Source organism: Streptomyces panaciradicis (assembly GCF_023516615.1).
Taxonomy (GTDB): Bacteria; Actinomycetota; Actinomycetes; order Streptomycetales; family Streptomycetaceae; genus Streptomyces; species Streptomyces panaciradicis.
In genome coordinates this window covers 47666-60491 of the sequence record NZ_JAMGBF010000046.1, presented here as the reverse complement: position 1 = coordinate 60491, position 12826 = coordinate 47666, and the positions used below count along the sequence as shown (strand labels likewise).

The following is a 12826-nucleotide window of genomic DNA, read 5'->3' as shown; positions in this document are numbered from 1 at the left end:
CAGGAGCCGCCATGAACACCCCGCTGCCCAGACGCGACGTGCTCGCCCTCGCCACCGCGACCGGCGCCGCCCTCGCCACCCTGCCCGCCTTCACCGCGTCCGCCGCACCCCAGCGGCCCACCACCGCCGAGACCGCCCAGGGCGCCGACCCACGCCACGAGCTGTGGTGGCAGGCCCCCGCCGACGACAACTCCCTGATCGAACAGGGCCTCCCGGTCGGCAACGGCCGCCTCGGCGCCCTCGCGAGCAACGACCCCGGCCACGAACTCCTCCTGCTCACCGACGCCACGATGTGGACCGGGGGCCTCAACGACACCCTCGACGCCGACGGCCAGTTCCCCTACGGCCGCGACGACTTCGGCTCCCTCACGCTGCTGGCCCGGCTCGCCGTCGACCTCCCCGACCACGACCTCGGCGCCGTCTCCGGCTACCGCCGCGCCCTCGACCTGGAGCGGGGCGTGGTGACCACGTCGTACGTCCGCTCCGGCGTCACCTACCGGCGGCAGATCTTCGCCAGCCGCCCCGACGACGTCATCGTCCTGCACTTCACCCAGAGCGGGGGAGGGCGCTACACCGGCACCGTCACGCTGGCCGGCACCCACGGCGAGGACCCCGACGTCTCGTTCGGGGCGGCCTTCCCCAACGGCCTGAAGTACGGAGCCGCCGTCACCGCCCGAAGCACCGCGGGCCGCGTCACCGTGGACGGCGATCACATCTCCTTCTCCGGCTGCAAGGACCTCACCGTCGTGGTCGGCGGCGGCACCAACTATGCGCCGGACGCGGCCAGGAACTACCGCGACCCCTCGCTCGACCCCCGAAAGCTCGCCCGCGCCAAGGTGCGTGACGCCGTCGCCCACTCGGCCGACACCCTGCTGCGCACCCATGTCGCCGACTACCGCGCGGAGTCCGGCGCTTTCGGCCTGACCCTGGGCGCCTCGACTCCCGAGCAGCGCTCCCTGGACACCTGGGAGCGCATCCGGGCCCGCGCCCGCGACGGCGAGCCCGATCCCGAACTCGAAGCCGCGTACGTGCACTTCGGCCGCTATCTGATGATCTCCGGGTCGCGCGGCAGCCTGCCGATGGGCCTGCAGGGCCTGTGGCTCGACGGCAACGACCCGGCGTGGATGGGCGACTACCACACCGACATCAACATCCAGATGAACTACTGGATGGCCGACCGCGTCGGCCTGTCCGGCTGCTTCGAGGCGTTCACCGACTACTGCGTCGCCCAGTTGCCGTCCTGGACCGACCTGACCCGCCGCCTGTTCGACGATCCGCGCAACCGCTACCGCAACTCCACCGGCAAGAACGCCGGCTGGACCGTCGCCATCTCCACCAACCCCTACGGCGGAGGCGGCTGGTGGTGGCACCCGGCGGGCAACGCCTGGCTGTGCAACACCCTCTGGGAGCACTACGAGTACACCCTCTCCCGCTCCCACCTGGAGAAGATCTACCCGCTCCTCAAGGGTGCCTGCGAGTTCTGGGAGGCGCGGCTGCTGACCACGACCCTGCCGGGCACCACCCGCGAGGTGCTGATCGCCGACAGCGACTGGTCGCCCGAACAGGGCCCGCTGGACGCCAAGGGGATCACGTACGCCCAGGAGCTCGTGCACGCCCTGTTCGGCAACTACCTCGTGGCCGCGGCCGCGTTGAAACGCGACGGCGGTTTCGCGCAGACCGTCGCCGGCCTGCGCAAGCGCCTCTACCTTCCCCAGGTCAGCCCCACGACCGGCTGGCTGGAGGAGTGGATGTCCCCCGACAACCTCGGCGAGACCACCCACCGTCATCTCTCCCCGCTCGTCGGCCTGTTCCCCGGCGACCGCATCCGCCCCGACGGCTCCACCCCGGCCGACATCGTGGCCGGCGCCACCGCGCTGCTCACCGCCCGCGGCATGAACAGCTTCGGCTGGGCCAACGCCTGGCGAAGCCTGTGCTGGGCCCGCCTGAAGCACGCCGACAACGCCTACCGGCTGATCGTCAACAACCTCCGCCCGTCGACCGGCGGCGGCAACGGCACCGCCTTCAACCTCTTCGACATCTACGAACTCGGCCCGGGCGACGGCATCTTCCAGATCGACGCCAACTTCGGCACCCCGGCGGCCGTGACCGAGATGCTCCTGTACTCCCGCCCGGGCCACCTGGAGCTCCTCCCGGCCCTGCCCGACGCCTGGGCCGCCTCCGGCTCCCTCACCGGGGCTCCGGCGCGCGGCGGATTCGTCGTCGACCTACGCTGGACGGACGGCAGGCCGACCGAGGTGCGCATCCGCAGCGTGGGCGGCCGCAGTACGACGGTGGCCTACCGCGGCGCATCCCGGACCGTGATCGTGGAACCCGGCGCTTCCATGATCCTCAAGGGGAAGGACTTCGTGCGGTGAGGGGCCGATTCGCGCGAGCCGCCCGGCTGGCCGCCCTGCTGGTGCTGGCCGGCACCGTCCAGGCGGCACCGGTGCACGCATCCGAGGTGGCGCACCCGTTCACCGTCCTGGGCACCCCCGACCGGCGGGACGTCGTGACCTGGGGCGCGAGCGCCGACCGGATGGGCGACGCCGTCGCCGACCGCAGCTACCGGCTGGTCGTCCGTACCAGCGTAGGCGGCGGCGATCTGCGCATCCGGCTCTCCAACGCCTTCGGGGACCGGCCCGTGACCTTCGACAGCGTCTACGCCGGTCTGCGCGGGGACGGCGCGGAACTCGTCCACGGCAGCAACCGCCCGCTGACCTTCTCCGGCGCGCGCTCCGTGGTCGTCCCCGCCGGCGGCGTCGCCCTCAGCGACCCACTGCCGGGCCGGGTCCCGGCCGCGGCCGACCTGGTGATCAGCATCCACACACCGGACGCCGCGGGCCCGGCGACCGGCCACTGGATGGCCATGCAGACCTCCTACGCCACCCAGGGCGACCACACCGCGGAGGAGAGCGCCCGGTCCTGGACGGAGACGACCGGGTCCTGGACCTACCTCGACGCCGTCTCCGTACGCCCGCCCACCGGCACGGCGGCGGTCGTCGCCCTCGGCGACTCCATCACCGACGGCTGGCAGTCCACCACGGACCTCGACCGCCGCTGGCCCGACTACCTCGCCCGCCGCCTGCGCACCGCCCACACCCAGGTCAAGGGCGTCGCGAACGAGGGGATCTCCGGCAACAAGGTCCTCGCCGACGGCGCCGGCCAGAGCGCCCTGAACCGGCTGCGGCGCGACGTCCTGTCCCAGCCGGGCGTGCGCACCGTCTTCCTCTTCGAGGGCGTCAACGACCTCAAGGCCCACACCGGGGTCACCGCCCAGGACCTGATCGCCGGCTACCGCGAGATCGCCCGGCGGGTCCACGCGGCGGGCAAGTGCGTCGTCGCCGCGACCGTCGCCCCCTTCAAGGGCTGGTCCGAGTGGGACCCGGCGGCGGAGGCGGTACGCCGGGAGGTCAACACCTACCTGCGCGGCAGCGGGGACTTCGACGCGGTCACCGACTTCGACCACATCCTGCGCAGCCCCTACGACCACGAACGGATGCTGCCCTTCTTCGACGGCGGCGACCACATCCATCCCAACGACAAGGGCATGCAGGCGATGGCCGACGCCGTCGACCTCGCGCGCCTCGACTGCACCGGACGGAGGTGAGGACGCCGGCTCAGCCGGATGCCTGGTGCTCGGGCGTGACGAGCCCCTGCCGGTAGGCGATCGCCACCGCCTCCGTACGGCTCGCCGCGCCCAGCTTGGCCAGGATGTTGGAGACGTGCACGCTCGCCGTCTTGCCGGTGATGAACAGCTCCTCGCCGATCTGCCGGTTGCTGCGGCCCCGGGCCAGCAGCCGCAGCACGTCCTGCTCGCGGGCCGTGAGCGGCGAACTGCGCTCCCCGTCCGCCGGGCCGGCGGCGAGCCGGCCGCGGCGTATCAGCCCGTCCAGACGCTCCAGCAGGGGCGCCGCGCCGAGCCGCTCGGCCACCGCCCGCGCCGCGCTCGCCTCGGCGGCCGCCTCCTGCCGCTGGTCGGCCGCCAACAGGGCTTCCGCGTAGCGCACCTGGCAGCGCAGCCGTTCGTACACGTCTCCGTAGTCGAACGCGGCCACCGCCTTCTCCCAGGCCGCCGCGTCCGGCCCGGAGACCGCCCGCGTCCACTCCGCCTCGGCGCGGGCCAGCCACGCCCGGCCCTCGGGGCCCTGCGGCGGGGCGTCCGCGTCACGCCGGGCCACCTCGCGGGCCAGCGCGAGCAGCTCGTCGGCGCTCTCCCGCCACGGGTGGGGCTCGCCGCCCGCCGACCGCAGCTCCACCGCGGCGTCGGCCACCGCCGACAGCGCCAGCGCCGCCAGCCGGACGGTCACGTCGGGGCGGGTGCCCGTCTCGTCGGTCAGCGCTCCGACCGTGGCCCGCACCCGCTCCACCGCCTCCCGCGGGTCGCCGCGCAGCACCGCCGCCTCGGTCAGCACGATGCCGGCGACCAGCGTGGCCATCCAGTCGAACGGCCCCTCCAGCAGGGACCGCGCCCGCTCGGCGGCCTCCAGATCACCGCGCGCCAGCGCCACGTACAGGGCCGGGGCCATGGCGTACCCGCCCGCCGCGGGGAGCACCGCCGCGTCGGCGGCCGCGGCCCGCAGGCACTCGTCCCAGTGGCCCAGCGTGTACAGCGCCACCAGATGCAGGTACCGCATCTCCAGCGGGTACGGCGAGGACAGCAGTCCGGCCCGGCGGGCGCGCTCCAGGCCCTCCGTCACCCAGCGCAGGCACTCCTCGAGGTCGCCCGCCTCGAAGCTGCCGATGGCGAGGTTGAACAGGGCCCGCATCTCCACGGGCGCGTTGCCCGCGGCGCGGGCCAGCTCCCGGGCCTGTGCCAGCTGTGCGCGCCCCGCAGCCCCGCCGCGGCCGCCGGGGCCCAGGACGGCCAGGGAGACGAGGAGGTCGGCCTGCGCGTCCTTCACCCGCAACTGCTCGGCGACGCCCAGCGCATGCCGCGCCACCCGCAGCGCGACGTCGTTCTCGCCGATGTGGCGGGCGGCGATGACGTGCGTGGCGGCGGCCCACACCCAGGTGCGGCTCGGCGGTTCGGCGGGGATCAGCGACAGCGCTTCGCTGCTGTAGGCGAAGGCGGCCGTGAGACTGTCGACGCTCATGAGGTTGCCGGCCAGGGTGTAGCGGACCCGGGCGGCGAGTTCGGCGTCCGCGTCCGCGCCGATCCCCGCCAGGGCGGCCCGGGTGAGGGAGACGGCCCGGTGCGTCTCACCGGCGTGCGCGGCCGCCGCCGAGGCCCGCAGGGTGAGCGTCACCCGGTCGACGCCCTCGCCGGAGGGGCGGGCCGCCGGGTCCACCGACGCCCACAGGTCGAGCGCGGTCTCCAGGTGCCGTAGCTCCTCGGCGGGAGCGCCCACCCGCTGGGCGTGGTCGGCGGCCTCCAGCGAGGCGGCGAGCGCCTCGGCCAGGTCGTGGCTCTCGCGGTAGTGGTGGGCCCGCTCGGCCGCGGTCTCGCCCGAGCGGCCCCGGCCCGCGAGCAGCCGGGCGAACGCGCCGTGCAGCCGGGCCCGCTCGCCGGGCAGCAGATCCGCGTAGACGGCCTCGCGTGCCAGTGCGTGCCGGAAGGCGTAGGTGTCCCGGTCGCCGGGGACGAGGAGCTGGTGCCCGGCGGCCTCGCGCAGCGCCGACTCCAGTTCGTCCTCGGGCAGCCCGATGGCGTCCCGCAGCAGGTCGTGCTCGACGCGGCGGCCGGCGACGGCGGCCGTGCGCAGCACCTGCTGGGCGGTGTCGGACAGCTGCTCGACGCGGATGAGCAGCACGTCGGCCAGGCCGCTCGGCACTCCGCCGGCCTCCGAGCCGGTGGCGGCGACCAGTTCCTCGGCGTAGAAGGCGTTGCCCTCGGCCCGCTCGACGATGCGGCGGACCGTGGCCTCAGGCAGCGGCCGGGTCCGCAGCGCCCGCACCAGGCGGGTCACCTCGGCGTCCGCCAGAGGCCGCAGTTCCAGGCGCTCCACGGCCGGCAGTCGCACCAGCTCGGCCAGGAGGGGACGCAGCGGATGACGGCGGTGCAGGTCGTCGGAGCGGTAGGAGGCGAGGACCGCGAGCCGGTGGGCGGGGGCGCCGCCCGCGGGGCGCTGCAGGACGCCCCGGCTGAGCAGGAACCGCAGCAGGTCGCGGGAGGACTGGTCCGCCCAGTGCAGGTCCTCCAGGACCAGCAGCACCGGTGCGCGGTCGGCGAGGTCGGCCAGCAGCTGGGCCATGCCCTCGAACAGCCGCAGCCGGCCGCCCGCGTCCCGCACCGCCTCCGGCCCCGATCCGAGCAGCCGGTCCACCACGGGATGCGCCGCGAGCACCGGCGCGAACCGCTCGTCGGCGGCGAGCATCCCGAGGACCTCGGTGAACGGCAGATAGGGCAGGCCCACGTCACCGAGGTCGACGCAGTGCCCGGTCAGCACGGTCGTGCCGGCGCCCGCGGCCCGTCGGGCGACCTCGTCCAGCAGCCGGGTCTTGCCCACTCCGGCGTCCCCTGCCACGAGCACGGCCCCCGCCTCGCCCCGCCGGGCACGCGCGAGGACGTCGTCGAGCCGGGCGAGATCCTCGTCGCGCCCGATCAGCGGAGTGGCGAAGCCGGTTTCAGTCACACGCCCATCCTGGCACCCACCACTGACAGCGGGCGTCCGATATGGGGAGGGCGACGAGCCGCGGGCACCCCGCGCTCGCCGCCCCGCGGTTCCCCCGGGGGGTCATCCCCTCAGGGTCCGCGCCCAGTCCTGCGGCACGCGCCCCGCGGGCCCGGGCGCCGGCTGCTCCACCGGATGGTTCGCCGGGGGCGCCAGTTCGGGCCCCGACTCGTAGAGCTGGGAGCTCTCGAAGTCCCAGAACCACTCCTCGCCCGGCTCGTAACTGCGGATCACCGGGTGTCCGGTTGCCTTGTAGTGCGCGGTGGCGTGCTTGGCGGGGGAGTCGTCGCAGCAGCCGATGTGCCCGCACTGCGCGCAGCGCCGCAGATGGAACCACCAGCCGCCCGCCTCCTCGCACTCCACGCAGCCGGTGCCGCTCGGCGGGACGCCGGGGTCGATACCGTCGCCGCTGCTCATGCGCTCTCCTCGGGTGTCTCGTCGGCCGCAGCCGTCAACGGAAGCAGGACCTGGAAGCGGGTGTCGCCGGGTTCGGACACCACCTGGAGCGTGCCGTGGTGTTTGTTCACGACGATCCGCCAGGAGATGTCCAGCCCGAGCCCGGTGCCCTCGCCCACCGGCTTGGTGGTGAAGAACGGGTCGAAGATACGGTCGCGGATCTCCCGCGGCACGCCCGGTCCGGTGTCCTTGAACTCCACCAGCAGCCGGTCGTTGTCCAGGGCCGTCCGCACGGTCAACGTGCCGTCCCCGCCGGTGTCGTTGATGGCGGAGACCGCGTTGTCGATCAGGTTGGTCCACACCTGGTTGAGCTCCGCCGGGTAGGCCGGGATCTTCGGCAGCGTCCGGTCGTAGTCCTTGACGACCTTGATCCGTTCGCCGATCTTCCCCGAGAGCATCAGCAGGGTGCTGTCGAGGAGTTCGTGGACGTCGGCGACCTGGTAGGGCGCCCGGTCCAGCTGCGAGTACTGCTTGGCGGCGTCGACGAGGTGCGAGATGCGGGCCGTGGAGTCGTTGATCTCGTCCATCAACAGCTCGGTCTCGACGGTGTAGTTGAGCCAGCCGATCGCGTTCGGCAGGATCTCCTCGTCGACGGCCGCCGCGACCTGCTCCAGCCAGTCCACGTCCAGTCCGGCCTGTACGAAGGTGGGCGCGAGCCGCCAGCCCTCCTGGATGCCGTGGTCGTCGAGCCAGTCGGCGAGGGCGTCCTCCCGGTCCGAGGCCTCCAAGGGGCTGAGCACCGGGGCCTTGGCGACGCGTTCGGCGGTGCGCTCCTGGATGTCGATCAGGTTCGCCAAGTCCTCGGGCGTGTACGCGCTCTGGGAGATCACGGCGAGCTTGTGCCGCATCTTGCCGACCCGCTCGCGCAGGGTCGCCGTGGCCCGAACCGCCGCGGCCGCGGGGTTGTTGAGCTCGTGCGTGAGACCGGCCGACAACGAGCCGAGCGCCAGCAGCCGTTCGCGCTGGCCGACGGCGCGCTGGGTGTTCTTCGAACCCCAGAACAGGCCCTCCAGGAGATGGACCGCCATCGGGAAGTTCTCTTCCATGAACTGTGCGAACTTCTCGGCGGGCAGCACGAAGAACCGCGAGGCCTCGGTCACCCTCATGGAGTTGTGGTACACCTGCCGCACCCGGTCGCCGAGGTAGGCCTGCATCGCGCCCGCGTAGGCGCCGCGCTGGGAGGTGCGGGTGACCTCCACGTCGTCGGCGCCGACCCGCCGCGACAGCACGACGGTGCCCTCGATCATCACGTAGAAGCAGGTGGCGGCGTCGCCCTCGGTGTAGACGGGACCCGGTTCGAACCGCTCCACCCGGCCCGCGCTGCACAGCTGCCCCAGCTGCTCGGGGGACAGCTTCTCGAACAGGAACAGCGACCCGATCTCCTGCGGGCTGCAGGGCAGCGCCCGCCCGCTCACGACTGCTCCAGGTACCGGTGGACGAGCATCACGGCCATGGCTCCCTCTCCGACGGCGGACGCGACGCGCTTCGCGGACTCGGCGCGCGCGTCGCCCGCCACGAACACGCCGGGGACGTTGGTCTCCAGGTGGTACGGCGGCCGGTCCAGCTCCCAGTCGGCCGGTGGCCGGCCGTCCGGGGTGAGGTCGGGTCCGGCCAGGATGAAGCCGTGCTCGTCGCGCAGGACCGTGCCGTCCAGCCAGCCGGTCAGCGGGGCCGCGCCGATGAACACGAACATCCACTGCGCGTCGACGAGTTCGGTCTCGCCGGTGTCGACGTCGCGCAGGGTGAGCTGTTCGAGGTGGTCGGTGCCGTGCGCGGTCTCGACGACCGTGCGGGCGCGCACCGAGATGTTCGGCGCCTCGTTGATCTGCTGGATCAGGTAGTGCGACATCGACGCCGCCAGGTCCGGTCCGCGCACCAGCAGCGTCACCGACTTGGCGCGCTTGGACAGGTGCATCGCCGCCTGTCCGGCCGAGTTGGCGCCGCCGACGATGTACACGTCCTGTCCCTGGCAGGAGTCGGCCTCGGTCAGTGCAGAGCCGTAGAACACCCCGCATCCGGTGAGGTCGTCGCAGCCCGGCGCCGTCAGCTGCCGGTAGGAGACGCCGGTCGCGAGGATCACGCTGTGCGCGGCGACCGCGGAGCCGTCGGAGAAGCGCACCGTGCGGGCGGCCCCGTTGACCTCCAGTCCGCTGACCTCGCGCGCGGTGAGGATCTCGGCGCCGAACTTCGCGGCCTGGCGCCGCGCCCGATCGGTGAGCTGTGCTCCCGACACGCCGTCGGGGAAGCCGAGGTAGTTCTCGATCCGGGAGCTCTGCCCGGCCTGGCCGCCGGTGGCCGACCGCTCCACGAGAACGGTCCGCAGCCCCTCGGAGGCGCCGTACACCGCGGCACCGAGCCCGGCGGGCCCGCCGCCGATGACGACGAGGTCGTAGAAGTCGGCGGCCGGCGTCGTCGCGAGCCCCACCTGGGCCGCGAGTTCGGGGGCCTCCGGCTCCACCAGCGGTGTGCCGTCGGGCGTGATGACCAGCGGCAGCCGCTGCCCGTCCACCCCGGCGGCCGCCAGCAGCCGCCTGCCCTCCGGCTCGTCGGCGGAGTACCAGCGGTAGGGGACCTGGTTGCGGGCCAGGAACTCCCGGACGTCCGACGAGCGCGCCGACCAGCGGTGTCCCACGACCTTGGTGCTGGGCACCGGCCGGAAGTCACTGCACCGCCAGGCCTCCAGCAGGTCGTCCAGCACCGGGTAGAGCTTCTCCTCCGGCGGGTCCCACGGCTTGAGCAGGTAGTGGTCCAGGTCGACGACGTTGATCGCGTCGATCGCCGCGTTCGTGTCCGCGTAGGCGGTCAGCAGGACGCGGCGGGCGCCCGGATACACGTCGAGGGCCTGTTCCAGGAACTCGATGCCGTTCATCTGCGGCATCCGGTAGTCGGCCAGGATGACGGCCACCAGGTCACCGCGCAGCTTCAGCTCGCGCAGCGCCTCCAGCGCGGACTCGCCGGACTCGGCGCGCACGATGCGGTACGACTCGCCGTAACGGCGCCGCAGGTCACGGGCGACGGCGCGGGAGACTCCCGGGTCGTCGTCCACGGTCATGATCACGGTCCGTGCGGCGTCGGACGCCTGTGCCATACCTCTCCCACCCCGAGCGGATCGGACCGACGGCACGGCGGACGCCGTCCGAAGGAAGCGGTCGCCGCGTCGGCTTCCGCCCATCGTATGTTCGATCGTCCCGCTTCGCTCCGCCATGTGGCGGACGGCGGCACGATCAGCCGCGCCTCGGCCCCAGCACGCAGAACTCGTTGCCCTCGGGGTCGGCGAGCACCACCCACGGCTCGTCGCCCGTCTGCCCGACGTCCGCGTGCCGCGCGCCCAGCGCCAGCAGCCGGGCCACCTCGGCCTCCTGGTCCTCGGGACGGAAGTCGAGGTGGAGGCGGTTCTTGACGGTCTTCGGGTCGGTGGAGCGGCCGAACAGCAGCCCCGGCAGCCGGTCCTTCGCGGGCCGGATCTCGTACTCGTCGGGCGACTCGTCGACCACGACCCAGCCCAGCGCCTCGGCCCACCAGCGGCCCAGAGCCACGGGATCGGCGGCGTCCACGATCACCTGTTCCCATTCCAAGATCACGGGCACAGTGTAGTGAAGACTGGCTCCGACCGACGTGAGCACGACACTGGGAGGCAACCGCATGACGCGTCCGATCACCGCCGGGGTCGACGGAACCGAGGAGAGCCTCGCCGCGCTGGAGTGGGCGGCCCGGGAGGCCGTCCGCCGGAACCTCGCCCTGCGGGTGGTGCAGGCCTGGCGGTTCCAGCCGTACGAGGCGATCGACGCCGGCGACCGGGAGACGCAGGCGGGATGGGTGAAGGGCGCGGTGGCCGACGCGGCCCGGGCCGTCGAGGCCCGGCACTCCGGCCTGGAGGTGATCACCGACGTGCTGGAGGGGGACACCGTCGACACGCTGGTCGGTGCCGGGTCGGAGGCCGAGATGCTGGTCCTCGGCTCACGCGGGCACGGCCCGGTCGTCGGCTTCCTGCTCGGCTCCGTGGGACAGCAGGTGATCGCCGAGGCGAGACGGCCGGTGGTGCTGGTGCGCGCCGGGGACCGGCCCTCGGCCGAGGCGGCCGGGCGGGAGATCGTCGTCGGCCAGCAGGGCGACCCCGAGGACAGCGCCGAGGCGCTGCGGTTCGCCTTCGAGACGGCGCACGCCCGAGGGGCCTCGGTGCGCGCGGTACGGGCCTGGACGCTGCCGCCGGTGTTCGCCTACAGCCCCGGTTCCATGCAGATCCTCGACCAGGCCGGCGGACTGGAGCCGTTCGAGAAGAAGGCCCTGTCGGCGGCCCTGCGGCCGTGGCGGGAGCGCTACCCGGACGTGGCCGTCGTGGAGCACGTGGAGATGGGCAGCGCCGGGCAGGTGCTGCTGTCGGTGGCGGCGCGCGCCCAGCTGATGGTCGTCGGTCGGCGGGCGCACCGTACGGCCGTGGGCGCCCGGATCGGCTCGGTGGCGCACGGGGTGCTGCATCACGCGGATTGCCCGGTGGCCGTCGTCCCGCACGCCTGAGCTCACTCGGCGGTCGTGGGCTGCAGCGTCTCGCGTGCCTTGGGGAGGATGTTCGTGATGTAGTCCTCGACCGCCGTGTCCAGCCCTATGTCCTGCTGCGCCCGCTCGGACAGGTACCAGCGGTGCTCCAGCAGCTCGTGGTAGATCTCCGCCGCGTCCATGGAGCCGCGCAGTTCGAGCGGCACGGCGCGCACGGTGGGCCGGAAGACGTCCCGCACCCAGCGGTGGGCCAGCACCTCGGGGCGGGCGGCGAGGGGGTCGCCCGGGGCGTAGTCGTCCTGGGTGGCCATCCAGCTCTCCAGGTCGTTCAGCAGCCGCCGGGCCTGGTTCTCCTCGGTGTCCAGGCCGGTCAGGCGCAGCAGCTGGCGCTGGTGGTGGCCGGCGTCGACGACCTTGGGCACGAACGTGACCGTGTCGCCGTTGGAGGAGTGCTGGATCTGCATCTCGGCCACGTCGAAGCCGAGCTCGTTCAGCCGGCGGATCCGGCGCTCGATGTAGTGGTACTTGCCGGCCGGATACACGGAGGTGCGGGTCAGCTCGTCCCACAGGCCGCGGTAGCGGGCGCAGATCTCCATGCCGAACTCGATCGGGTCCACCGAGGGGTGCAGCGCGCCGGACGCCTCCAGGTCCAGCAGCTCGCCGCTGATGTTGACCCGGGCGAGGTCGAGGTCGTACTCGCGCTGCCCGGTGCTCAGCCGGGGGTGCAGGTCGCCGGTCTCGGCGTCGACCAGGTAGGCGGCGTAGGCGCCGGCGTCGCGCCGGAAGAGGGTGTTGGACAGGGAGCAGTCGCCCCAGGCGAAGCCCGCCAGGTGCAGGCGGACCAGCAGCACGGCGAGGGCGTCCATGAGGCGGTGCATGGTGGCCGGGCGCATGGTCGTCTCGAACATCGAGCGGTAGGGCTGGGAGCCGCGCAGGTGACGGGTGATCAGCACCGGCTCCAGCGGGTCGCCTTCGGCGTCGATGCGGCCGGTGACCACGGCCAGCGGGTCGACCGAGGGGATGCCGAGCCGGTCCAGGTCGCGCAGCAGCTCGTACTCGCGCAGCGCGGGCCGTTCGGCGAGTTCCTTGACGGCGATCACCTCGTCCCCGGCCTGGGCGTAGCGCACCACGTGCCGGGAGATGCCGCGCGGCAGCGGCACGAGGTACCTTTCCGGCCACTCCTCCAGGGGCAGGTGCCACGGCAGTTCCAGCAGGAGCGCGGGGTGCTCCGGGTTCGTCGCGCTGATCTGCAGTGCCATGGGTCG

At 73.3% G+C, this 12826-nt stretch carries 9 protein-coding genes; 3 read left to right on the top strand and 6 right to left on the bottom strand.

Annotated features, from left to right (window positions below; genetic code table 11):
- Positions 1-11 precede the first annotated feature (11 nt).
- Both M8J74_RS17850 and M8J74_RS17845 read left to right on the top strand, forming a co-directional pair.
- The gene (locus M8J74_RS17850; protein ID WP_249837370.1) at positions 12-2375 is read left to right on the top strand and encodes a glycosyl hydrolase family 95 catalytic domain-containing protein; all 2364 of its coding nucleotides are present in this window, start codon (positions 12-14) and stop codon (positions 2373-2375) included.
- A complete protein-coding gene (locus M8J74_RS17845) occupies positions 2372-3607 on the top strand; it encodes an SGNH/GDSL hydrolase family protein (RefSeq protein ID WP_249837369.1) in 1236 nt (411 codons plus the stop codon). The genes M8J74_RS17850 and M8J74_RS17845 overlap by 4 nt, the downstream gene beginning before the upstream one ends.
- 10 nt (positions 3608-3617) lie before the next feature.
- Here the strand turns inward: M8J74_RS17845 and M8J74_RS17840 are convergent, their stop codons facing one another.
- The 5 genes from M8J74_RS17840 to M8J74_RS17820 form a co-directional block, all read right to left on the bottom strand.
- Positions 3618-6572: a helix-turn-helix transcriptional regulator gene (locus tag M8J74_RS17840; RefSeq protein ID WP_249837368.1), complete on the bottom strand. Its 2955-nt coding sequence runs from the start codon at positions 6570-6572 to the stop codon at positions 3618-3620.
- A gap of 102 nt (positions 6573-6674) precedes the next feature.
- Positions 6675-7028 carry a UBP-type zinc finger domain-containing protein gene (locus M8J74_RS17835; RefSeq protein ID WP_249837367.1) on the bottom strand — a complete coding sequence of 118 codons (354 nt, stop codon included), beginning with the start codon at positions 7026-7028 and terminating at the stop codon, positions 6675-6677.
- Entirely contained in the window at positions 7025-8482 is a 1458-nt protein-coding gene (locus tag M8J74_RS17830) for an ATP-binding protein (protein WP_249837366.1), read from the bottom strand. Before M8J74_RS17830 ends, M8J74_RS17835 begins: the two co-directional genes overlap by 4 nt.
- A complete protein-coding gene (locus tag M8J74_RS17825; RefSeq protein ID WP_249837365.1) occupies positions 8479-10155 on the bottom strand; it encodes an NAD(P)/FAD-dependent oxidoreductase in 1677 nt (558 codons plus the stop codon). The genes M8J74_RS17830 and M8J74_RS17825 overlap by 4 nt, the downstream gene beginning before the upstream one ends.
- 136 nt (positions 10156-10291) lie before the next feature.
- Positions 10292-10648 (bottom strand): VOC family protein, encoded by a 357-nt coding sequence (locus M8J74_RS17820; protein ID WP_058928613.1) that lies wholly within the window; start codon positions 10646-10648, stop codon positions 10292-10294.
- 61 nt (positions 10649-10709) lie between these two features.
- Here M8J74_RS17820 and M8J74_RS17815 point away from each other — a divergent pair, with 61 nt between their 5' ends.
- Positions 10710-11582 carry a universal stress protein gene (locus tag M8J74_RS17815; protein ID WP_249837364.1) on the top strand — a complete coding sequence of 291 codons (873 nt, stop codon included), beginning with the start codon at positions 10710-10712 and terminating at the stop codon, positions 11580-11582.
- Positions 11583-11584: 2 nt separating this feature from the next.
- Here the strand turns inward: M8J74_RS17815 and M8J74_RS17810 are convergent, their stop codons facing one another.
- A complete protein-coding gene (locus M8J74_RS17810; RefSeq protein WP_249837363.1) occupies positions 11585-12820 on the bottom strand; it encodes a DUF4032 domain-containing protein in 1236 nt (411 codons plus the stop codon).
- Positions 12821-12826 lie beyond the last annotated feature (6 nt).